Raw genomic sequence first — 23,576 nt, 5'->3', positions numbered from 1 at the left:
GAAAAAGAGTACAACAGGGCTTTGGAAGTTATAAAATCATTGGATAAACTGGCACTAAGTCCTACATTACGTGCGCGGCAAAAATATCTTTTAGGCAGTGTACTTGATAAACTATGGAGAGATGATGCAGCGAAAAAAGCGTATAAGGAAGCAATAGCCGCTGACCCAAAATCTTCCTGGGCCAAACTGGCAAAAAGTGCACTGGAACTTTAATCCGGGTTTAAATTAAAGTTCTAGACAATCACTGATGCTGTAGAGGCCGGCTTCTTTGTCAGCAAGCCATTTTCCGGCACGAAGCGCCCCTTTAGAAAAAGTATTTCTTGAAGTGGCGGTATGGTTGAGTTCTATAAATTCTCCGTCATTGTAAAAGCCGACAGTATGGCGTCCTACGATGTCCCCGCCACGCAGAGCCATAACAGCTATTTCATCTTTGTTTCTTTCTCCGATGTTCCCGTCTCTGCCGCTGACTCGGACTTTGTCCAGATCCAGTCCTCTTGCGGCGGCTGCTGACTGGCTGAGTGTCAATGCAGTACCGCTTGGTGCATCTTTTTTATGTCTGTGATGCATTTCTACAATTTCTATATCAAATCCCTCCAGGGCTGCTGAAGCCTGATAAACAAGTTTGTTCAGAAGTGCTACACCCAGCGACATATTTGTGGCATACAGCACTGGCATGCGCTCACTTGCTTCTTTTAAAAGATTGAGTTGATGTGTATTGAGCCCTGTTGTTCCGATGACTAACGGTTTGGGAGTTTTCATCGCCTCCTCCAAAAGTATTTCACAGGCATCTGGGAGTGAGAAATCTATAATAATATCTGCTGCATGCAGAAATGCCTGCATATCAGAGGTAACCAAAACTGAGGGATCTATTGAAAAATCAAGTGAGTTTCTTACAAAAACCGTACTTAAACTCATTGCATCTGTTGTTTTTAAATCTTCTATTAAAAGTCTGCCAACTCTACCGCTCGCACCGAATACGCCTACTTTTATCATAATATATCCTCATTTTTTTTCTTATAATAGCAAAATATTACTCAAATACTACTTTCTTTTTCATATACTCACGGTAATATTTTTGAGCTTTGAGTATATTGAGCAGGAGCAACAGAGATGAAAACAAAAAGAGTGTTGCCGAGGGTACGATAAAAGCAGGTGACAAAACTGTGCATAAAAAAAAGAAATATGCGAGATAGTACAGATTTATCTGCATGTTCATCTTTTTCTTTGGAATGACATCACCCATTTCTGCATCAAAAACCATATTTGAACTTAAATGAAACCAGGTCAAAAAAGGGATGATTTTATAAAGCATCGCATTGATTAAGGCATATACAGAGCCAAAGAGAGCAAAAAAACCAATAGCAAAAGAGAGGTTTACATGTAAAATATCTGCACCTGTAAAAAGAAGAGACGCAAGGATGGCATTGCCCATGGCAAAATACCAAAGCTGGATGCTGGCATCTTTTCTTGCCCGTTTTCTTTTTCGTAAAATCAGTATACTCAAAAGAGCGAAGAGGATGACTGATGCGCAAAGCAGGAACTGTGTTAGAGTGAGAAGCAGGGTTTTTTCTTGAAGCTGTGCATAGGCAAATAAAAAAAGAAGTACAAGTTGCACAGGATAGAGTCTTTTTTGTACAAATATCGGAAATTCTTTCGCAACAAAAAACATAGGAATAATTTTATATGATACGGAGATTATAAGCAAAAAGACCCAGCCAAAAAGCATTAAAGCAATATGCGTATTTCCATAACGCAGTGTATCAACAAATCCAAAATGTCCAAGCAGCGCCAAAGCTCCAAACAGAGCTGCTGCAAAAAGAGCTATAAAAGAAGCTGCAAAATTCTGTACCAGGATGTTTTTTTCCTGAGAGAGTAAAACTGTTTTAAAAGAGAGTATTGCAAAATAGAAAAATGTTCCTGTTAGGAGTATTGCTGCAAAATACAGCAAGAGAGCTGTGTTGGTAAGCAATCCGACAACAAAACTCAGCACTCCGGCATTTAAGGCCACGTGAATGATTGTTGCGTTTTTTACTACATTGGTATAGGGTGTGCCAAGCATGACAGGCAACATTTGAAAGAGTGAGCCGAACATGACATGCGTGATAAAACCCAGAGTCAGCAGATGGGTCAAGGCGATGACTTCATAGTCAAACCGTGAACTTATGGAAAATCCGTAGATTATAATGGCTGCTGAAAGAAGTAGAAGATAAAAGGCGCCACTGAGATAAAATTTTATGGGAACAGCATAAGGGGGTGCCTGTTCCAGACTTAGACCCTGAAACATTATTTATAGATCCTCATTTCAAATTCATTTGCATCCTCTTTTGTGATTTCATACTTTAAACCCAAAGCTAAGATATTTTGAAAAAGCATTTGAGGGTTCATTCGATGTCTAAATATCAGTATCTCATCATCCTGTAAAATATTAAGAGCATTGATGGCTTCTACCAGAGGGTAAGGAGCCTCAAGCTCACTGACATCGAGAATAATCTCTTTTTTAGTTTCCATAGTTTTGTAGTTTTTGAACGATTTCTTCTGCATCTTCTGCCAGAGCACTGTTCATCATGGTATAGAGCATTTGCTCTTCTTTGAGATTGTGCTGTTGCAGGAGAATATTCATGGATTCTCCAAGAGAAAAAGCTCTTTCTTTGTCTTTTGCATTATAGGCTTCATCCATTTTTTCAAAGAGTGATTTTGCCTGTGCATGCTCCATTCGCATAACATTGGTCGGTCCCATACTTCCCATCCCTGATTTTTCTTCAAGCATAGGAAAAAGATACTCCTCTTCCATTATAAAATGCAGGAGAGTTTCATTTTTAAAGGCTGAATATTTGCAAAGAGCTTCGTCAAATTCTCCACTTTCAAGAAAATCTTCTGCCTGTGTCAAAAGATGGTCACACTCTCTGTGTTTACTTGTCATAAAATCTTTTATAGTCATATCGGTACTCCTAGTTTAGTAATTCATCGACATATGAGATGGCAGAAAGTGCAGCAACAGCGCCGTCTCCGGCTGCTGAAACAACCTGTTTTGGTGCTTCTATCCGTATGTCACCTGCAGCGAACAGTCCAGGAACAGAAGTCTTCATGCTTAAGGTTACAATAACCTGTCCCTGTTCATTTACATCACAGAGAAAAGTACCGTCTTCTTGAATAAGTGTCTGATTGTTGACATCGTTCCCCACAAATACAAAAACACCGGGAACCTGTATATCTCTTATGTTTCCATCTTTGTCTTTGACTTTCAATCCGTTTACTCCGCTTGCATCGCCATAAACTTCATCAGGCACAGAGTTGAGTACAAGCTCTATTTTTTCATTTTCTTTGACTCTTTTTACCGTATTTGGTGCTGCACGAAAGCTGTCACGTCTGTGAACAAGATAAACTTTTGTACATATCTTTGCAAGGTATAAGGCTTCTTCAAGAGCAGTGTCCCCACCGCCTATCACTGCCACTTCTTTTCCTTTATAAAAAAATCCGTCACAGGTTGCACAGGTACTGACCCCTTTGCCAAAAAACTCGTCTTCTCCCTTAAAACCTGCACGACGCGGAGAGGAACCGGTACAAACAATAACACTGTGTGCCTGAATGCTTGTTCCGTCTGATTTGAGTACATGAAAGAGATTGTCATCTTTTGTTATACGGTTTACTTCTGCCATATCATGTTTGAGTCCAAATTTTTGACACTGCTGTGGCCATGGCATCATCAAATCCATTCCGGTTATCTCACCTGTTACACCCGGATAGTTTTCTATTTCGGAACTCTGTGTTATCTGCCCGCCCGGCATACCTTTTTCAAACATTGTTACATTTTCAAGTCCGCCGCGTGTAGTGTATAATCCTGCAGTAAGACCAGCCGGTCCCCCGCCTATAATTGCACAGTCTAAAATCATGATTTTATCTCCTCTAATTGGTCTAAATTGTCAAGCTTACGTATCATACTATTTTGCTTATAAAGGGAATCTTTTATTCTCTTTATGAAAAAAATAGATGGTGAGTTGTAGATATTGAAGCGCTGTATGAATTTTAAAGATGTATTGGTTCCGCTTCTTAAAAAAGTAGTTGTTTTTGTGTTTGTTCGGACCCTATTGTAGTAGTCAATGGCAAGTATCGGCAAATTTAAATCCAAATTTGCAAGTCTGTTCATTGTGTTTTTTTCTCTTGAAGAATAGAAAATGACTATATACTCTTCACTTACAGGCGTGAAAACATCATTTTTTTCATAATAAACGAACTCTTTAAAATTAATAAACTTATACTCTGAAAATTTGTAGTTGAAGTAAGCAAAAGCGCCTGCTATCATTGCAGCACCAAAGAAAGATGCCAGAAGAGTGGAAAGAGAAAAGAGGCTTTTGCCTCCCTTTCCGGCCACTTTTGAAGTCCCTGTGATTACGCTAAAAGAGCGTCAAGTTTTTCTGCAAGAGCCTGTTTTGACTGTGCGCCTACAATTTGGTCTACCATTTCACCGTTTTTGAAAAACATAATAGTAGGGATTGAACGAATACCGAATTTTACAGCGATATCCTGCTCTTCATCAGTATTGACTTTACAGATTTTAGCTTTTCCGTCATAATCTTCTGCCAATTCTTCAATCACAGGAGCAATCATACGACACGGCCCACACCATGGCGCCCAAAAGTCTACCAGAGATACACCCTCTGCAAGAGTTGCTTCAAAATTTGCACCAGTTAGTTCTATATATTTACCCATTAGTAAATCCTTTTTATTTTGTTTGTTATAAAAGTATTATACAAGTGCTATCATTAATCCAAACTTTAAATTTAGTTATAGCAATAATTTGTATAATTAGCCGTAATTGATTACATGTAAAGGAAAAAGTTTTGAAGTTGGAAATTACGGCTGGAAAAATTGATGTACGACCTCCTGTGGCAAAGCCGCATCCCGGTTTTTTTGATGAAGTAGGAGAAGAAAGGTTTAGAAAACTGGTCTTTGAGCATTATGAATCCATCAAGAGCAGTGATATTGCTTTTTTATTTCCTGTATTTGATGATGATGATTTTGCAGAGGCACAAAAACATGCAGCAGATTTTTTGATAGAAATTTCAGGCGGTCCTGATTATTTTACACAAAGCAGGGGAGAACATCAAATGGTTGGGCGTCATGCACCCTTCCGTATAGATGAAAATGCGCGAAAAGTCTGGCTGGAACTTTACATTCCGCTTTTGAGTGCGCTTGCAGAAGAAGGTATTTCTCCCAAGTATATAGAGTCTTTTTGGAACTATCTGGATCTTTTTTCTATGTGGGTGGTAAATACAAAGAGCTAAAATTGCAAAAACTTTCGCTCTCTGTTAATAAAGTAAGCACACTCCAAGTAGCCGATATCTTTGGCAAGCTGTGTGACTTCTTTGTCAAACATAGCTACCTGCTCCGGTTTATGGGCGTCAGAGCTGAAGGTAACAGGAATACCCAGTTTGAAGGCTTCTTCTAAAAGTTCTCTTGAAGGATATGCTTCTTTGATGGGTTTTCTGTAGCCGGCCGCATTGATTTCCAAGACCATGTCGGCATCTTTTATGGCATGCAAAGCATTTTTTGCTATCTCTTTGATGTCTTGCGTCGGCATAAATTTAAATACTTTTATAAGGTCCAGATGTCCGACAATGTCAAACAGTCTGCTGTTGGCCATAGCCTCGATGGCATTGAAGTATTTCTGCCATATTACATTGATATCTTCATTTTTGTATTCTGCTATAAACTCCGGATTGTCAAAACCCCACTCGTCTATAAAATGCACAGACCCAATCAGATAGTCAACATCGGCATTGAGCACTCTTTCGTCCATATGCCCCTCAAGGTAGTCAACTTCATAGCCAAGTAAAACAGTGATGGTGTCAGCATATTTTTTTTTTGCATCCAAAATCTCTTTTTCATATGTTTGCATCTCTGAAAAAGACATTCTGTATTTTGGATCAAAGTCCATAGGCGCATGGTCGGAAAAACCAAATATTTTTGTATTGTTATTGATAGCAGCATTGATATATTCGTCTATTGTGCCCTGGGCATGGTTACACAGTGGTGTATGGTTATGGAGGTCTACTTTCATATTTGTTCTCGTATTATATAATTTATGCTATTATAGTGTGAATTAATAAATTATTCAATTACGGAGACTGTTTATGACGCAAGAAGAACTGGACGCCTTAATGAGCGGTGGTGTGGATATGGATGATATGTCTGAAGAGGATGAGCATACCCAAGAGGATGAAAATTCGCAGGACAGGGAAGATGAACCTTCCAAAGACCCGATAACAGCAGGCATTGAAGCAGCCGAACTTCCTCTTCCTGCGACAAATGAAAACAAAATGGTGCATCAGCTTGACGATGTTACCAAAGAGAGTGAAGAAAAAGCGAGTGAGATTTTTGATATTATCGAGAATATCAGCAGTAATTTGATGGAGAAAGAGGAAAGTCTCAATACAGTGAGTGAAATTCTTCATTCAAATATAGAATTGTTTACAAAATTATCTGAAAAATTTCCTGATGTAGAAACCTTTCAAACACAGTTGGAAAAAAATGAAACAGCTTTAAATGAAATCAATAGTGTTGTTGCAGTTTTACAGGAGAGTGGAGATTCCATTATGAGTGTTATGGATATCATGCAGTATCAGGATATTCACAGACAGAAAATCGAAAGGGTTATAAATGTAATGCGTGCATTGTCAAAGTATATGAATACACTTTTTGAGGGGAAAATTGATGATGAGAAACGTGTTTCTTCCGCAACGCACATAGCAGGGGATACGCACAATGAGCTGGCTTCTACAGATGATATAGAAGCGCTTTTAGAACAGTTTGGAAAACAATGAATAAGAAAAAAGTAGAATTGCTGTCTCCTGCGGGAACTCTGGAAAAACTAAAAATTGCACTTGATTTTGGCGCAGATGCTGTTTATGGCGGAGTCAGTCATTTCTCACTGCGTATTCGCTCCGGAAAAGAGTTTAGCTTTGAAGACTTTGAAGAGGGTGTAAAATATGCTCATGAACGCGGGAAAAAAGTCTATGCAACGATAAACGGATTTCCGTTTAATTCCCAGCTTAATTTACTGAAAAAACATATTGTAAAAATGGGTGAGCTTGGGCCTGATGCTTTCATCGTGGCTACACCGGGCGTGTTGAAACTGTGTCATGATTTGGTACCGGATATGCCTCTGCATCTCTCAACGCAGGCAAATGTCATGAATGTGCTTGATGCACAGATTTACCATGAAATGGGTGCGACACGCATTATTACTGCACGTGAAATCTCTTTGCGTGATTTAAAAGAGATTAAAGCGGCTTTGCCTGATTTGGAACTTGAAGTTTTTGTGCATGGTTCTATGTGCTTTGCCTACAGCGGACGCTGCCTGATTTCGACGCTGCAAAGCGGGCGTGTTCCCAACCGTGGCAGCTGTGCCAATGACTGTAGATTTCCTTATGAAATTTATGCAGCAAATCCTGAAACAGGTACACTATTTAAGCTTGAAGAAGAGGCGGGTATCGGTACCTATATTATGAACTCAAAAGATTTGAATCTGGCTTCGCATATAAAAGAGATTTTAGACAGTGGTGCTGTGGATTCCATCAAAATTGAAGGGCGAACAAAAACTGCCTATTATGCGGCCACTACAGCAAAAGCATACAGAATGGCAATAGATGACTACTATGCCGGAAAGATGGACAGTGCACGCTATCAGTATGAACTACACTCTTTGCAAAATCGCGGATACACAGATGCCTATCTTGTATCACGGCCGTTTGAAAAACATGACACACAGAGTCTGGACTTTACGATGCAGCTTGGCACACATCAGGTCAGCGGTGTTGTCAATGCCGAGGGCACACATTTTTTATGTAAATATAAAACATTTCCAGGGGATGAGATGGAAGTTGTTTTTCCTTTGGGCAGTGAAGTGAAAAAGGTTGATAACGATATAGGCTCGACATATGAAAAAGACGGGAAGTTTTTTATGAAACTCAAACAGCTTAAAGCACAAAACGGAAAAATCTGGGAAGAGATTCACAGTGGCAATGTCAACCCGATAGAGTTACCGACAAAATTTCCACCCTATACATTCTTTAGAATACCGGCGAGTGCTGACATGAATACAGCTCCAAAAAAGTAAGATAGAATTTAAAAATTAACAAGAAGGGTAAACGAATATGAAATTTGTATCTATAGTAATAGGCTCAAAAAGTGATTATGAGGTAATGCGATCGTGTTCTGACACATTTGAAGCATTTGGCGTGAGTTATGAGATGGTTATCTCATCAGCGCACCGTTCTCCTGAGCGTACAAAAGAGTACATAGAAGAGGCTGAAAAAAAAGGGGCTCAGGTTTTTATAGCCGCAGCAGGAATGGCCGCGCATCTTGCAGGAGTTTTGAGCTCAAAAACAATCAAACCCATTATAGGTGTACCGATGTCAGCATCTGCGCTCGCAGGAATAGATGCTTTGCTGTCAACTGTGCAAATGCCTGCGGGTATGCCTGTTGCCACTGTTGCCATAGGAAAAGCAGGTGCCATTAACTCGGCATATTTGGCAATGCAGATTTTGGCACTTGACAATGAAGAATTGAGTATAAAACTCAAAGAAGACCGCATCGCAAAAGCAAAAAAAGTTGAAATGGATTCTTTAGAAATAGAAACTATTATAAAGTAGTTGTATAAGAGGAGGGAGCGATGAAGTGGATGAGTGATGAAGAGTACAGTCAACTGACAGGATTGGATATAAGCTCTATTGAAGATTTGATTCAAAGAGGCAAGTTGAGTGTAAAGAGTGAAAACGGTACTCGTTATATTGATCCGTCAAAAGGTGCTACAGAGACTATTGTCCCTGTAAAACTTCAAGAACTTTCTCAAAAAAATACTCATGAAATGCTTGTCCAGCCTGAGTTCGTTGAAAAAACCATCGGAACTATCATCAATCTGCATGAAAAAGTTTTGGATGCAAAAGATGAAACACTCGAAGCTGTACGGGTGGAAAATGAGTTTTTACGCGAAGCATTGGCTTCTTTGCAGGAACTGTATGATGAAGACAGAAAAACCATTCATACTTTGCAAGAACAGCTCAAACTTTCACAGCAGGAAGTTGAATTTATGCGCCGCAAATATAAACTTATGTGGAACAAGGCTATTGATGAACATACTGGAAAAGCATGACCATAGATAATGAATGTGTCGGATGTATTATTAACCAAAGTGTGAAAGTCGCTGATGCAATTGGTGCAGATGAAACTTTAAAAAACAGACTCAGAACAACTGTGGAAAGCATGAGTAAAGATTTTTCTTTTTCAAAAACTCCTCCGGAAATTGCTGCAGATGTGTATGAAAAAATGTCTGAAATCGCGAAGAAAGAAGATTTGTATGATGAGGTAAAAAAACTCTCTACACAAAAAGCGCGTGCCTTTATTCCGTTTTTGAAAAAAAAACTCCATACATGTAAAGACAAATTACTTACTGCAACAAAAATAGCTGTGGCAGGCAATGTAATAGATTTGGCCGCCCAGGTAGAATTTGATCTTGAAGAAGAACTTGACAAAGTATTTCATACAAAATTTTCCCATGATGATTTTGAGGCTTTTGAAAAAGTATTGCAAACAGCTAAAAATGTTGTTATTTTAGGGGATAATGTCGGGGAACACATTTTTGACTATCTTTTTATTGAAACTTTGCAAAACCTCTATCCTGAACTTACATGTACCTATATGGTACGAGGTAATCCAATCATCAATGATGTTACATGTAAAGAGGCAGAAGAAGCAGGTTTTGACAAGCTTTGTAATTTAGTGGACAGCGGTGTAAATACTCCAGGCTTTGTATATGAACGTGCTACACAAAAAGCGAGAAAACTTTTTGATGAGGCTGACATAGTTATCAGTAAAGGCATGGGAAACTATGAATGTCTCAATCCAAGTCATAGAGCAAACATCTGTTTTTTACTTAAAGTCAAATGCAATGTCGTTGCAAATTCTTTAGGAAAAGAAGTCGGTGACATAATCTGCAAACTTACAGAAAGAAATAAGAATGTTACTTAAAACAGGTATAGGTGTATTGTTTTTCAGTTCACTGCTTGTTGCAAAGGTCAGTGTAGATTATTCGGTGAGTTTTGTCGGCATGAGCATGGATTACAAAGAGTATGATGAGGGAGTCCTTCTGGACAGTGAATCATCCTCTTATTCAGATTTAATCGGTACAGAATTGAAGTATAAATATAAAATACAGGATGAGGGCTCATCTGATTATAATGATATTGTATTCACGGTGATGGCACTCTACGGCAATACGCAATATACAGGTTCTTATATTGATTCAAATCTTGGTTACAGCAGTTTAGCAAGTACAACATCGAATACAATTTATGATTTTACTCTGGAGTTTGCGCATATATACCAACAAACAGCATACTACAAAGTTGTTGTATCGCTAGGATTCGGCTATCGATTTTGGAGAAGAGCGCTTTCTGCACAGCAAATTGAAGACTATACATGGTATTCAATTCGCCCGAGTGTCGCTTTTTCTTATGACTATAAAAACTTAAATATCAGTCCTGGATTTGAGTACCAATACGGAATCAGACCAAGAATGTATGCCAGTGGCTTTAATGAAGCATTTAAACTTGGTGCGGCAAATATTATGGAATTTAGCTTGCCGGTAGAATATACAATAAATCAGCACTTTTCTTTATATGGTTCATATATTTATCAGTATCAAAAAATCAGAGAATCTGCTGTTGTTTATGATAGCAGCGGCATAGGATATCTGGAACCGCAAAGTAAAGCATACAATGAATACATTAAATTTGGCATTGTTTTTAAATACTAAAAAAGTCTCTTTGGCTATAATATTAAAAATAAAATGAAGGCAAAAAATGATTACTTTTAGCGAAATGTTACTCAAATTACAAGAATTTTGGATGAAGCAGGGATGTAATATTGTGCAGCCTTATGATATTCCTGCCGGGGCGGGAACTTTTCATCCTGCCACGTTTTTACGTTCACTTGATTCTACGCCTTGGGCAACGGCTTATGTTGCTCCTTCCCGGCGTCCTACAGACGGAAGATACGGAGAGAATCCAAACAGACTCGGCTCCTATTATCAGTTTCAGGCACTGATAAAGCCTTCACCGGACAATATTCAAGAACTGTATCTGCAGTCTTTGGAATATTTAGGATTGGATGTAGCAAAACACGATATCCGATTTATAGAGGACAACTGGGAGTCTCCGACGCTTGGTGCATGGGGACTTGGCTGGGAAGTATGGCTCAACGGCATGGAAGTGACACAGTTTACTTACTTTCAACAGGTCGGCGGGATAGAGTGTGACCCTGTTGCGGTTGAAATTACTTATGGAACTGAGCGTCTTGCGATGTATCTGCAAGGGGTTGACACCGTCTTTGATATTGTATGGAATATTGCACCGGACGGCAGTCAAACACTTTATAAAGATGTGCATAAAGAGAGTGAAATCGAGTTTTCAAAATACAACTTTGAAGTAGCCGATACAGCAATGCTTTTTGCCGATTTTAACGCCAAAAGTGAAGAGTGTTTACGAACGCTTGAAGCCGGACTGCCTTTACCTGCCTATGACTTATGTATGATGGCATCAAATACATTTAATGTTTTAGACGCCAGAAAAGCAATTTCACAGACTGAGAGACAAAATTATATTTTAAAAATTCGTGAACTTTCAAAAGGGTGTGCAGAACTCTATAAAGAACAGGAAGAAGAACGCAACAAAAGAGTGAATTATTAAAAAAATTTAATTTTTGTGATAGAAATGTGTCATTAAGTTACACTGGAGAAGATATATGAATTTAAAAAAAAGTTCTATTGAATTAAATATAATATAATGTTATGATTAATTAATATAATTAAATAAAGGTATAAAATATGGCTCTAATAAAGATTTTTATTGCTTCAATAGTTCTTATGTTTAGCATAAGTGGATGTCAGGGTACCAACAGTGGTTCAAGTACTATAGTAGTAAATAGTGCTCTAGGTGTACCATCGGTTAAAATCCGCTTAGAAAATAGCAACATTGATATAATTGCGAATGCTCAAACTGCACAGATAAAAGTTCTAGCCTTCGATGAAAATAATCAATCGTTGCAATCAGGTTCTGTCTTTGTACGTTACCCAAGTGAAATTGTTAGTCAAAATGTAAGTGGCGGTACATTCCGTGAGAATGAAGTAGCTATAACAAATGGTGAAGCGATTTTTACATTTGTCGGACCAGACCCGTTAAAAGCTATAAACCCTTTGGATTTTACTTTTGTATATAAAGAAGATACAAATGTTACAACAAATTTGACAGTGAATTATAAACCGGCAGTTCCTACTGTAATTTTAACTAATAATAGTGTAACAGTAACTACTAACAGCCAAATTGTAAATATAGATGTGAAAGTCATATCTGAAGACAATACGCCATATCCAGATGGAAATGTAAAAATATTTTATCCGGATGATGTAAGAACTGGTCGTGATATAGGTGAATTTTCCAGTCCAACTGTTGCTGTGTCTAATGGAATAGCCAGTTTTGTATATACAGCTCCAAGCAGATTAGACGAAAATACTTCAGATATAGTTTTTAAATTTTATCATGAGGCTAACCCTTTGGAACCAAAAACATTTACAGTGAAAATTGTTCCTGACGTAAACCAAACAGTGCTTAACAGCTATTTGCTGCAAAGTACTCTCTCGGATGAAAATGCTACAATTGGAATAAAGAGCAGTAAACTGATGTCATTTTTTATAACAGATGACACAAGTACTCTTATTCCTGACAGTAATGTGACATCGGTTACAATAGAAATGTTAAATCCGATATTGGGACAACTGGAGGACACTAAAGGAAATTTTGGTAACAGTTTGACAATACAAAATAACAATAATGTTACTGTAAACCTTCAGACAAATACTGTTTCTGGTATTCTTCCATTAAAGGTTACAGCAGTTTTTACAGACTCAAATAATAATCAGCAAACATTAACAAAAGTTTTTAATATAGTTGTGTTATCCGGACCTCCGAGTGCTATCAGTTTTTCATATGCAGGAACCGATTCACAGTCAAAACAAAACGATGCCAAGATGATTGAACACTGGGTTATTACCGTAACAGACAGATATAATAACCTTGTCAATACAAACCCTGCAGTTTCAATGGGTGCTATAGTCGGGTATGTGAAAAGTTCTCCGTCTATAGCGTCCAATGCCGGAAATTACCTGTATTATCTGCCTAATGAAGTAAACGGAACGCTCAGCAGTACCAATAATAATTTTACAACAACTGCAAATGTGTTTGACAATGTGGATCAGACAAATGATTATTTGGTGACTTTTGGAGATGGATATACATATAACGCTTCAGGAAAGTGGGATATTAACACAAATAACAGCAATACTTTAGATTTAAGAGATACCTATGAAGGAAATGATACTTCAAACTTGGGCTTTGCGGTAGGGCATAACTACAGACAGGACACTTGCGAATTTGGAACAGAGTGGGTTGCGAATGTTTATCCGGAAGATGCCGGGAACTATGTCATTGACAGTACAGGAAGTATGCGTATAAATGTAGAATATGATTATTACCTTGTTGGGAAAGATGTTGTTCTGTGGGCTAATCTTGTCGGAAAACAATATGATAACAATACGACTGTAAAAATAGGAGAAGCCCGTAAGATTACGCTTAGAGGCGCGGGACTGGTTGGAGAAAGCTACGCTTTTTCAAAAGGATTTAGTGGACCAGTCAGACTGGAAGTTTCAATTGCGGATACTATAGAAGCGTATAAAAATGCCAGATTTTTATACAAAGTAACAGTGAGTGCGGATGATGCAAACTGGACAGTAACAGGAAGCTCAATGGACAGTGCAATAACTTCATGTGCAAACTATGGAAGAGGATATGTAGATATTAACTTTACTTCACCTACAGGTTCGGCAGGAACAGTGAGTTTAACAAATCTTATACTTCTTAATGAATTTTAACAATAAAGGAAAAAAATGAGAAAAAAAATAAAAAAAACAGTATTGGCACTATCTTTGGTTTCATGTGCAGCTATAGCAAATGATACACAATCTCTCGTTGGTATAGAAGGCGGATACAGCAGTCTGAGTTATGAACAGAATATTCCATACAACAATGACACATATACACTTGGTAGTGCCGGAGTTAAAGTAGGTGCACAAAATAAAAATTATAGAATATTTGCGGGTGCTCGTTATTATAATTCCAAAAATTTTGATTATATGACGACCTTTGGAGTTGAGTTGCAGTATCTTATAAATGTATCTCCGGCTGTGAATTGTTTTATTGGTCTGAATGCAGGAATAGTAAATATCGGTTTTACAAGAAATAATTTTTCAAGAACGATATCAGATAATTATTATGGTGGAGATTTAGGATTAAATTTCCATGTTGCAAAATCAATAGATTTGGAATTAGGTTTGCGGGTTATGGATATTGAAGCAGAAAATACGCAAAATAATATTACATATAAATTTAACACTTTGGTTTCCGGATATGGCAGTATAATTTATAAATTTCAAATGGATTAGTTTCTTTTAATATGACATTTTGTAATAATATTGATAGTTTATAATTTATTAATATATAATTTTTAAAATAAATTATATGGGAAAATTATGAATTTATCAAAGGATGAAGAGGCGAAGTTTCGTAAGCTTGGGATTAATTCTGTTTTGGAACTTGCCTTACGTGTGCCTCATACCTATGAAGATTACAGACTTCATGAAAAATTACTTCCGCAAAAAGCACAGCTCATAGATGCGACAGTTGAGTCTGTCTATAAAGCTCCAAATTCTATTCAAATTACTTTTTTTGCGCACAATCTCGGACATACTGTTCAGGGAGTGCTTTTTCGTCCCAAGTCTTATATGTTACATCAGTTTAAAGCAGGGGAGCGGGATTATTATTATGGTGTGATAGACTGCAAGCAGGGACACTGTAGTATGAGTATGCCGAAAAAAGTCACTAAAGTGGGAATGATTACCCCAAAATATAAAACGGCACTCAGAAGCGATGTTATGCAACGACTTGTGCAGAGTTGTCTTACAAAAGAAAACCTGTTACATGTAAAGTTGCGTGAAGATATTGCCGAGGAACTGTTAGCACTTCATTTTCCAACAGAAGAATTTTTACAAAATAAAGAGTACAGTGAAAAAACACTCCAGGCGTTAAAATACACGGAACTTTTTTTCTATATGCAGATGCTGGCCGGAAAAAGACGTTATTTTCAGGCACTCTCTTCACACTCAAAAGAGTATAAGTCATGGTGTAAAACGCTCCCTTTTATATTGACTGATGAACAGTTAAAAGCCATAGACGATATTTATCTGGATTTGAAAAAAGACGTTGCGGCAAAACGTATGGTTGTAGGAGATGTAGGGAGTGGAAAAACAATGGTTATTTTGGCAGCTGCCTATATGAATATGCCAAATCGTTCAGTGCTTATGGCTCCGACAACCATTTTGGCAAATCAGCTCTTTGAAGAAGCCCAAAAATATCTGCCGCAATTAAAAGTTACGCTTGTCACAAACAAAACAAAAAAGAGTGATTTAAGTCAATATGATTTTATTATAGGTACTCATGCACTTTTATACAGAGAATTGCCGGAAGCTTCACTAATCATGGTGGATGAACAGCACCGATTTGGTACATTACAGCGCAATATACTGGAAAAACTCGTAACAGAACAGGAATTAAAGCCGCATTTTATTCAGTTTTCAGCCACTCCGATTCCAAGAACACAGGCGATGATTGAGAGTGCGCATATCGATGTGAGCCTTATCACTACCACACCTTTTACTAAAGATATATATTCCAAAGTGATTCATAAAAGTGACTTTCAATCCTTACTGTTACATGTAAAGAGTGAAATTGCGAAAAACAATCAAGTGTTGTTAGTGTATCCTCTGGTACAGCAGAGTGAAGCGTTTGATTACCAGAGTATAGATGAAGCACGGGGCTACTGGGAAAGGAATTTTGACAATGTTTATGTGACGCATGGGAAGGACAAAGACAAAGAACAGGTACTGCTTGATTTTAGAGAAAAAGGCGACATATTGATAGCGACTACAGTTGTGGAAGTCGGTATATCGCTACCGCGTTTAAGTACTGTTGTGATAGTGGGAGCAGAGCGTTTGGGACTCTCAACACTGCATCAGCTTCGTGGACGGGTGAGCCGTACCGGTTTAAAAGGCTACTGCTTTTTATATACAAACAAAAAAAAGTCTGAGCGTTTAGAGGAGTTTATACATACAAAAAGCGGATTTGATATAGCAAATTTGGATTTGAAGTTTCGAAAGAGTGGTGATCTGCTCAAGGGGATTTCTCAAAGCGGAAGCCAGTTTAATTGGGTAGATTTTGCGCAAGATGAAGAAATAGTTAAAATGGTAAAAAAAGATTTAAAAGCTGTTTCTAAGCCTTAGTCTTTAAAGACACAAAGCCCGCACTAACGTACGGGTTCCGGGTTTAATAGAGTCCGAATTTTTTGTTCCCCATTTTAAAAAGAACACGTGTTTTGTTTTCATTGTCTAAAAAGATTTCAAATGTTTTATCACTGTTTTTAAGATCTTCCAAAACATCTTCGACTTCACGAGGCTTGTAGAGTTCAAGTTCTACCGGAATGATTTCATCTTCCATTGCCTCTGCAGCAGCTTTTACATTGACTTCTTCAGCTTTGACTTCATTTAAACCGACTTTTTGATGGTCAGTTACTTTGTCATGGAGGCGGCGGAGTGACTTCTGTGCTCTGTTTGTTGCTAAATCAATTGCAGCATAGGCATCCTCATCATTTTGCTTGATTACTATAGTATTTTTATGTGCAAGATTGATGACAAACTCAACAATAGCGTGTTCTTTGCCCTTTTTTGTCTGTGTAGAGACAACAACATTTACCGAAATAATATCTAAATTAAATTTTTTTAGTGTTTCGATAGAAGCTGAAATATGCTCTTTTAAAGCATCAGTAAGTTCTACATTTCTTCCTGTCATGCTGATATTCATGATTAAATCCTTTTTTATTCTATTGGAAAAAAATTATACCATTAAAAAGTTTAATAAAAAGTACGAATCTATAATTTTTGCAGAGTTCTTTTGAAATATCTGACAGGTTCAGTAGCAACTGTTGTATCATTTACATCTACGGTTATATCCATAAGAACAGATCCGTTTTGTTCGGGTGTGGTAATAGTTGTGTATAAAGTTCCTCCATTTGACAAACATGGTGCATTAGAATCATAAATATAACGTAAATTTATTGTTATGTTATACAAAGCGTCTTGAGTGAATGTTGTGTCTAAATTAGAGCAGGGAGGGCTTTGCGAGATTCTCAAAAGTGCATACTCCGCTGCACTGTGCGCAAGAAGCACGGACTGTTCATACAGGTAAGTATCTGTAGTACGTTTTGTTGTTTGGGAAGTAAGACTTATTGCCAATGCCATAATAGTAGCGATAATGACAATGACGGCAATCGCCATAATCATTGCCATTCCTGAGCGAGTGTTCCTTAAAATACTGTTTTTTCTTTGCATAAAGAGTACTCCTCTACCAAGTCTGTTTTTGTGCATACCTGAATTTTCATAATAGAACCTATAGCAGTAAATCGGAAGGTACTGACATTTTGCATAAGTAATGATTTGTGAAGGCTGTCATTGTTGTCATCATATTGTTCGCCCTGCCATGGCTGGTAATTATGATATAAATATAAATTGCCCATTTTTGTTGTTGTATTATAGTCCTCCATAACAACAGCGTAGGCACTCCATGCAAGTTTATAGTATTCATAAACATCGACACCACTAAAATCAGTACCTGTAGAAGATGTAAACTGTGTTGGTTGTCCAGTTACACTTTGGACAGGGTGCATAGCACCTCTTTGGGCATTTATTATCGTTGTATTGGTATCCCAACCATAACCGGTACGAACGTCACTGGCTGCACCGATAAAGAAGAGGGCACTGTCATTTATACCTGCAGTAGCACCTGAAAGTATGGCAATTAAAGTATTTGTTTTCGTGGTATTCGTCTCCGGAGATACCAGTACATTGCTGTTTCCTGCATCCAGGTCTATTATACTGCTCCAGTTTGGTAAATGAGTTGCAGTTGTAGCTGAAAGGCCACGAAAACCGTCTGTATCACTGCCGATCCACTCTAATACTGTATATGTTTTTGAGGTATTAACATCTCCTATGGCATCAAAGCTTTTATCGGCTAATCTTGCAATTACAGAGTCCTTTATACGACCTTCGAGTCGCTTTGCTATGAGCTCAACTGCGGCTTCACTGTTTGACTGGAGTTCATGGTTTATCTTTGAAAAGATAAAACTGTTGTAGGCCTGTGCAAGAAACTCCACGCCGAATTTTCCTATAATTCCCATGATGACAATGACAAATACTAATTCAAGCATAGTAAAAGCAAAACGATTCTTCATTAATAGGACCTTTTATAGTAGTCAATGCCACCGATATTTGCGACATAGGTAAAAAGAGAGGTAATAATTTCATCTTTTTCATCTTTTACGGTAATAGTAATTTTTTTCATATTTGTTCTTGTTGCTCCGGCAAATACAGGATTGTAGCTAATGACAAGGGAAGAATTGAAATCTTGTTTGTACCCTTCCTGCCCTGGTGTTAAATTTAAAAATATATTTCTGTATCCATGTGCTTTGTCTTCAACTGCATCAACATCCGGATTGGTGTTGGAGTGGAGTGCTGCTAGATTTAAATCATTTAAGCATTTTCGATGGAGCGGTTCTAAAATATGTCCGGGTTTTAATCGGTAGCGTTGGCTGGATTGATTGTTTTCACATAAGCCGTCGAGGTTTATGACCTGACTGACGGTTGTACTTGCATTTTCATCTATGGATGCTTCATCCCATTGGGCTGTTGTAACTTCATTGAGTTCTGTTGCTGCTGCAAAAATGGCTTCTTGCAAAAGATTTGCATCTATTCCCTTGGAAATGGACTGATTCATCATTGGCAAAGAGATGACAGTAATAGCAATCACTACAATGGCAAAAATAAGCTCTATGAGCGTAAAAGCACTTTTTTTTACCACATGAGTCTCCTGTTTGTTTTATCAGAGGCATTTTTATTGGTTGTAGCATTTGTTTCATATATCCCGGCCCAGTTGGCATTGGGATTGACAAAGTCTACCTGAAACTCATTGGTTGTGGCATTGGCATTGTATTTGTTATAGATGAGCCAGCCTGAGGCATTGTTTTCCATTGTTGCCTTATAAGGGTATCCGCTGCTTCCATTGTAGTGTACGCCAATATAGTCAGGATGATTTCCGTTGGCTTCTCTGGTAATATTTACATTTACCCCGTTTTTTTGCACTGTAGCTGTTTGAGCTGCCGTTCCTGCATCGTTTGTGTGTTTGGTATTGACAAACCAGCGCGGGTCATCTGTTGATGTTGAACTGTTCCCGTCTTGAAGTAATGATTTGTTACATGTAGCTCCATTGCAGAACACTTCATAGTATACGGAAACATTGCCGTCAGAGCCGTTTATTGTTGTCCTTGGTGCATTTGTACGCCCGTAATAGTGCCTGACAGGTATTGTCGAATTTAAATCCTTGATCCCTTTTGTTGTCTTGTTGTTTGCGAGGTCAGCATTAAAAGTGCAATCAGCGGCTGCATTTGTACAGTTGACCTGATACTTTATAAAGGTGAGTGTTGTCGGGTTGACAGCAGTCTCTTTTTTCCTCACATAGTTCATATTTAAGCGTGTCTGCATTGTGCCGTTTAAATTTTTAGGAAAATAGCCTTTTGTGGCTGTTTGAACAGTTTGAATGCGTATGTCATTGGACTGCAGTGCGGAATTTGTTTCTGTAAGGTTAATATCCAATGCACTTATTACACTGCCGCTCGAATTGATGTCATGAAAATGTATCCTGTAGGGAACATGATTACCGTTTGAGTCATTCAGATCTCTGTTACTTGTAGAAATATTTATATCCAAAGGTACTGCATAACATTTGTCAACAAAGTTTGTAAGGGTAACATTGTTTTCGCCTAATGCTGTAATGCTCCCGTTTAAGTGGTAAGACATATTCTCATCCAGTGTATTGTTAATGTCTGCCATATAGATATACGGTGTGGTACTTGGTACAGGAGTAAACAGCAATCCGATTGTAGGGGTGACAGCTGTTCCTCCTGCAGTTGCATTGAGATCAAATCTGTAAGGGTGATAGAATACAAGCATATCCTGAAAATCTTGGGAGTAGTCATTATTATGATGTACTGAAGATATGTTACAACCATTCTTTGAAGCAGAACTTTCATCTTCGACTACAGATGAGTTTTGTATACAATCCGTTCCTGTTTGAAAATACGGAGTTGTATGATGATCAAGATAAAAAGAATCAACTTCTGTCCATTTTGTATCGCTAATATGCAGCTTGTATTTTCCGACATTATTCCATGTTGTATTAGTTTCTGCAACACCATTGACAAAAGGATGTTCAAGTGTAATGTTGTTTTCATTATTGCAATCCAGTGGTGTGCTCTCCTGCCATGTCATATTGGCATCCAGGTTACTTGTGGTATAACCGAGAACAGGTGTATTGTTAAGGTGGTCGGTTGCATTCATAGTTAACAGGTAATTGTATCCCGCAGCCAGATGGGCAGTTTTCAGTGTGCTGCCGTTATTATCTATAATAAAACTTTGCTGTAACGGATTTGAGTGATTATAGTCTGTAAACTTAAAAGAGTAGCTTTCCGGGCGAATGGCAAAGTTGTCTCTTGAACAGACTGTTTTTGTAGTGTTGTTTTCATCTTTAAATATAATCCTAAATGCTGCATTTTGAGAGGCTGTAGAAAAGATTGCCGCACTGCGCATTGCATCTTTACTGATGCTTTTTATTGTATCATCAATGTTAAAGTGTGTGCTTACCGGTAATCCTATAACTATACTGTTGTCAGGGTCTGTACACGTTGCATTGGTATAATGAAAGCCTGCCATGTTCACCATTGTAATATTGACATCTGTTGCATAGGTAATAGCTTTTGTTGTATTGTAATCAGTAGCTGGATCCATTGCTTCTAATGAAAAGTTCCCCACTCTGTTTACAACCTGTGTCGGAATATTAAAGTAATATGGTTCAGGTGTATTAGGATTTTTAACTTCACCATTCTGAATAACGTTAAATATCCCTGGTGTTGGTTCATATGAAACATTGCTTTGACACATTGTCATTGACTGGATTGGACTTGTTTGTGTGCCTAAAGGTACAATTGAGCCATTGACATTCACAGTAAGTGAATATTCCAATGTAGCATTAATAAGCATATCTGATATATTTGATACATTGGCATCGAGACTGTAGTAGGTATAAAAATAGTCTAAACTTCCAAAATATCCATTTCCGACCGGTATTCCCTGAAGATAACTCCCTGTCGGAGAAACAGCATCAATATTTGTGTCACTTACAAATGTTTTTGTCCCGCCAGGAGGTGTTACATAAACAGAATTCGGGTGGTATGCTGCTTTTTGTATATCAATTGGATCAATATTTACTTTTAAATTGCTGATGGTTATATCTGAATTTTCCTGATTTTGAAAATAAAGTTTTACATTGATAGGTGTGTTTGTGTTAAAGGTCCCATCAATAGAAGGATTTGTCACATTTGGCGCAGTTAAAAAAGCAGCATTTTGCCCATAGGTATAGTCATAACAGATATTTGGTGAATAAAGTTGTGTTGAAAAAACTACCAATGATGGAAAATATGTATCTTGTGTTGATGTAAACTGAAATTTGGCACCGGTTTCATCGTTTGTGATGATATTTTTGCCGTTTGTTCCAACATCATATTCTTGTATATCAATTCCATTGTTGTTAGTTAAAGAAGGCGTTCTGTTTGTTGTAATATCAATACGGGAGTCAAACGCATTATTTGTAGTCGGTGCAATATCTGTTAAGGTCGTATTGTTGGTAAGCCCGGCCATCTTTAAATGATCACCTGTGATATATTTATCTCCCTCAGCTGCAAATATATAAAGTTTTGCATCAACATTATTTGCCTTGGGCGTTAAAAATCCACTGGTGCTTATATCAACATTGCCGCTGCTTGATGTAACGATTTTATAACCATCAAATATCGAGATACTTCGGGCGGTTTGCGTATTTGAATCTTCATACACGACAACAAGAGTCCATGCACCGTAATTTCCTAATCCATCATAAGGGCTTGTCGTCCATGTTTCTCCTGTATTGGTATAAAAGCTGGAACTGTCAACAGAATAGGTTCCGCTCCCCGTGACGATGCTTGATACATCAGCACTTGCATGATATATTTTTACATAATTTCCTGAATTTGTTGAAGCAATATCCAATATGTCAGCTGTTACTTCTGTGAAACTTCCGCCGTCTTTTTTTATAAAAAGAGTGCTTGCTGCTGTTTTAGAGCTTTCATCCCAGGCACTGTTTGTAGAAGTGGCAGCTTTTCGTCCCTGCCAATAAACACGGGCATACTTGACAACAGCATTTTGTGGAATATCTAAAACTGCTGAAGACTGCGGAGTTTTTTGTAAATTCACTTCGGCATTAGAAATGTTATTTCCACTCTCAACACATTCTCCTGCACTGTTTTTTTTACATAGCACACTGTTTCCGATGACTTTGACATCTCCATAAAGATTTTCCTGATGGCGCAATATAAAATCTCTTTCTCCTACAGTTGTGCTCTGTGTTGTACCACACTGTTGGAGTTTTCCTCTGTAGAGGACACCATTTTTTGTATAGGTTGCATATATATTTGTAAGCGTAGTCATATCAAACAGTGCACTTTGCTGCACGGAATGGTTGGCATCATTTGTAGTAAGCTTGTTTCCAAGAGTATACTCTGTAGTTTTGCCAAAAATAGTAGCCGGACCAAATTGAAAGTTAGATTTGTTTTGACAGTCAACACCGGAAGGACCATTGTCAACAGAACAATCACTCAAAAAAGAACCAAAACCACTAGTGTCAAGATACACCTTGGTGTCAGATAAATTATTTTTGGAAATATTATTAATAGGGATAGATGTATTACAGGCAAAAATAAAAAAAGTACACCCTCCCTCTATACCTCCGTAACAAATATCGTTGGCATTTTCTATTATTGAGGTGTTTTGTGACTCTATTTTTACATAGTCAATTGCCATATACTCATTGTTTTTATTGGTATTTGGTTTAAATTTTAATTGAGCTTCAGCGTTACTGTTTAAATTGAGTGTAAAGGTTTCTGTTTTATAACCACCACCATTATAATAGTTTTTAATCTTAGTGTTATACCGGTATACTTCTACTCTGTCACCAGAAGACTCCCATGTATTAGGGACCCAATAACGAAAGGTTACTTGAAGAGTTTGATTTGCGTATGTATTGGAAAAAGTATATGTTTTTTTCGCAGTTTTATCTCTGTTTATATACATCCAACCATCATTTTGATAGGTGTAACCATCTCCTCCCCATCCATCTAAACTTCCATTTGTAAATGTGTCCTCAGCCAATACTGTAGCATTTACGTGAGTAACGAAAGAAAAACAAAACAGTAAAAAGAAAATAACAGTTTTCATA

Annotated in this window: 25 protein-coding genes; 12 read left to right on the top strand and 13 right to left on the bottom strand. The window is 37.7% G+C overall.

Translation table 11 applies throughout. The features are described from left to right. Positions 1-21: 21 nt before the first annotated feature. Positions 22-213, top strand: coding sequence for a hypothetical protein (locus LCX93_RS10315; RefSeq protein ID WP_226066199.1), 192 nt, complete (start codon positions 22-24; stop codon positions 211-213). A gap of 12 nt (positions 214-225) precedes the next feature. Here LCX93_RS10315 and dapB read toward each other — a convergent pair whose 3' ends face one another. From dapB to trxA, 7 genes are read right to left on the bottom strand one after another with little or no spacing between them, the layout of a single operon-like run. After that, positions 226-993 (bottom strand): 4-hydroxy-tetrahydrodipicolinate reductase, encoded by a 768-nt coding sequence (dapB, locus tag LCX93_RS10310; RefSeq protein WP_226066198.1) that lies wholly within the window; start codon positions 991-993, stop codon positions 226-228. A gap of 37 nt (positions 994-1,030) precedes the next feature. Beyond that, positions 1,031-2,284: a hypothetical protein gene (locus LCX93_RS10305; protein WP_226066197.1), complete on the bottom strand. Its 1,254-nt coding sequence runs from the start codon at positions 2,282-2,284 to the stop codon at positions 1,031-1,033. Beyond that, positions 2,284-2,508 carry a hypothetical protein gene (locus tag LCX93_RS10300; RefSeq protein ID WP_226066196.1) on the bottom strand — a complete coding sequence of 75 codons (225 nt, stop codon included), beginning with the start codon at positions 2,506-2,508 and terminating at the stop codon, positions 2,284-2,286. Before LCX93_RS10300 ends, LCX93_RS10305 begins: the two co-directional genes overlap by 1 nt. Beyond that, positions 2,498-2,938: a hemerythrin domain-containing protein gene (locus LCX93_RS10295; protein ID WP_226066195.1), complete on the bottom strand. Its 441-nt coding sequence runs from the start codon at positions 2,936-2,938 to the stop codon at positions 2,498-2,500. The genes LCX93_RS10300 and LCX93_RS10295 overlap by 11 nt, the downstream gene beginning before the upstream one ends. 10 nt (positions 2,939-2,948) lie before the next feature. After that, positions 2,949-3,887 carry a thioredoxin-disulfide reductase gene (gene trxB / locus LCX93_RS10290; RefSeq protein WP_226069436.1) on the bottom strand — a complete coding sequence of 313 codons (939 nt, stop codon included), beginning with the start codon at positions 3,885-3,887 and terminating at the stop codon, positions 2,949-2,951. Next, positions 3,887-4,369 carry a hypothetical protein gene (locus tag LCX93_RS10285; RefSeq protein WP_193150460.1) on the bottom strand — a complete coding sequence of 161 codons (483 nt, stop codon included), beginning with the start codon at positions 4,367-4,369 and terminating at the stop codon, positions 3,887-3,889. The genes trxB and LCX93_RS10285 overlap by 1 nt, the downstream gene beginning before the upstream one ends. A gap of 17 nt (positions 4,370-4,386) precedes the next feature. Further along, complete coding sequence (gene trxA / locus LCX93_RS10280) at positions 4,387-4,707, bottom strand: thioredoxin (protein WP_151899573.1); 321 nt, start codon at positions 4,705-4,707, stop codon at positions 4,387-4,389. Positions 4,708-4,838: 131 nt separating this feature from the next. On the opposite strand from trxA, the gene LCX93_RS10275 reads away from it, so the two are divergent. Beyond that, positions 4,839-5,282: a globin domain-containing protein gene (locus LCX93_RS10275; protein ID WP_226066194.1), complete on the top strand. Its 444-nt coding sequence runs from the start codon at positions 4,839-4,841 to the stop codon at positions 5,280-5,282. Here LCX93_RS10275 and LCX93_RS10270 read toward each other — a convergent pair. After that, entirely contained in the window at positions 5,279-6,058 is a 780-nt protein-coding gene (locus LCX93_RS10270; protein WP_226066193.1) for a histidinol-phosphatase, read from the bottom strand. The two genes, LCX93_RS10275 and LCX93_RS10270, sit on opposite strands and share 4 nt — an antisense overlap. Positions 6,059-6,131: 73 nt before the next feature. Here LCX93_RS10270 and LCX93_RS10265 point away from each other — a divergent pair, with 73 nt between their 5' ends. The 10 genes from LCX93_RS10265 to recG all read left to right on the top strand — a co-directional run bounded on the left by LCX93_RS10265 (position 6,132) and on the right by recG (position 16,444). Continuing rightward, the gene (locus LCX93_RS10265; protein ID WP_226066192.1) at positions 6,132-6,821 is read left to right on the top strand and encodes a chemotaxis protein; all 690 of its coding nucleotides are present in this window, start codon (positions 6,132-6,134) and stop codon (positions 6,819-6,821) included. After that, entirely contained in the window at positions 6,818-8,116 is a 1,299-nt protein-coding gene (locus tag LCX93_RS10260; protein ID WP_226066191.1) for a peptidase U32 family protein, read from the top strand. The genes LCX93_RS10265 and LCX93_RS10260 overlap by 4 nt, the downstream gene beginning before the upstream one ends. Positions 8,117-8,153: 37 nt before the next feature. Beyond that, positions 8,154-8,651: a 5-(carboxyamino)imidazole ribonucleotide mutase gene (gene purE / locus LCX93_RS10255; protein WP_193150455.1), complete on the top strand. Its 498-nt coding sequence runs from the start codon at positions 8,154-8,156 to the stop codon at positions 8,649-8,651. Between the two features lie 20 nt (positions 8,652-8,671). Next, positions 8,672-9,151: a DUF3972 domain-containing protein gene (locus tag LCX93_RS10250; protein ID WP_226066190.1), complete on the top strand. Its 480-nt coding sequence runs from the start codon at positions 8,672-8,674 to the stop codon at positions 9,149-9,151. Then, entirely contained in the window at positions 9,148-10,026 is an 879-nt protein-coding gene (locus LCX93_RS10245) for a damage-control phosphatase ARMT1 family protein (protein ID WP_226066189.1), read from the top strand. Before LCX93_RS10250 ends, LCX93_RS10245 begins: the two co-directional genes overlap by 4 nt. Then, entirely contained in the window at positions 10,016-10,813 is a 798-nt protein-coding gene (locus tag LCX93_RS10240; protein ID WP_226066188.1) for a hypothetical protein, read from the top strand. Before LCX93_RS10245 ends, LCX93_RS10240 begins: the two co-directional genes overlap by 11 nt. Positions 10,814-10,859: 46 nt before the next feature. After that, positions 10,860-11,744, top strand: a complete 885-nt coding sequence (glyQ, locus tag LCX93_RS10235) for a glycine--tRNA ligase subunit alpha (RefSeq protein WP_226066187.1) — start codon at positions 10,860-10,862, stop codon at positions 11,742-11,744. 137 nt (positions 11,745-11,881) lie between these two features. Then, complete coding sequence (locus tag LCX93_RS10230) at positions 11,882-13,981, top strand: hypothetical protein (protein WP_226066186.1); 2,100 nt, start codon at positions 11,882-11,884, stop codon at positions 13,979-13,981. A gap of 15 nt (positions 13,982-13,996) precedes the next feature. Next, the gene (locus LCX93_RS10225; RefSeq protein ID WP_226066185.1) at positions 13,997-14,551 is read left to right on the top strand and encodes an outer membrane beta-barrel protein; all 555 of its coding nucleotides are present in this window, start codon (positions 13,997-13,999) and stop codon (positions 14,549-14,551) included. 87 nt (positions 14,552-14,638) lie between these two features. Continuing rightward, the gene (gene recG, locus LCX93_RS10220; protein ID WP_226066184.1) at positions 14,639-16,444 is read left to right on the top strand and encodes an ATP-dependent DNA helicase RecG; all 1,806 of its coding nucleotides are present in this window, start codon (positions 14,639-14,641) and stop codon (positions 16,442-16,444) included. 43 nt (positions 16,445-16,487) lie between these two features. Here the strand turns inward: recG and hpf are convergent, their stop codons facing one another. The 5 genes from hpf to LCX93_RS10195 all read right to left on the bottom strand — a co-directional run bounded on the left by hpf (position 16,488) and on the right by LCX93_RS10195 (position 23,575). Further along, positions 16,488-17,021, bottom strand: coding sequence for a ribosome hibernation-promoting factor, HPF/YfiA family (gene hpf / locus LCX93_RS10215; RefSeq protein ID WP_226066183.1), 534 nt, complete (start codon positions 17,019-17,021; stop codon positions 16,488-16,490). Positions 17,022-17,089: 68 nt separating this feature from the next. Beyond that, positions 17,090-17,506, bottom strand: a complete 417-nt coding sequence (locus LCX93_RS10210; protein WP_226066182.1) for a hypothetical protein — start codon at positions 17,504-17,506, stop codon at positions 17,090-17,092. 17 nt (positions 17,507-17,523) lie between these two features. After that, complete coding sequence (locus tag LCX93_RS10205; protein WP_226066181.1) at positions 17,524-18,447, bottom strand: type II secretion system protein; 924 nt, start codon at positions 18,445-18,447, stop codon at positions 17,524-17,526. Continuing rightward, positions 18,447-19,073: a type II secretion system protein gene (locus LCX93_RS10200; protein WP_226066180.1), complete on the bottom strand. Its 627-nt coding sequence runs from the start codon at positions 19,071-19,073 to the stop codon at positions 18,447-18,449. The genes LCX93_RS10205 and LCX93_RS10200 overlap by 1 nt, the downstream gene beginning before the upstream one ends. Then, positions 19,067-23,575, bottom strand: a complete 4,509-nt coding sequence (locus LCX93_RS10195) for a DUF3344 domain-containing protein (protein WP_226066179.1) — start codon at positions 23,573-23,575, stop codon at positions 19,067-19,069. The genes LCX93_RS10200 and LCX93_RS10195 overlap by 7 nt, the downstream gene beginning before the upstream one ends. Between the last annotated feature and the right edge of the window lies 1 nt (position 23,576).

This window comes from Sulfurimonas sp. SWIR-19 (assembly GCF_020410885.1).
Taxonomy (GTDB): Bacteria; Campylobacterota; Campylobacteria; order Campylobacterales; family Sulfurimonadaceae; genus Sulfurimonas; species Sulfurimonas sediminis.
This window is presented reverse-complemented; position numbering and strand designations above follow the sequence as displayed.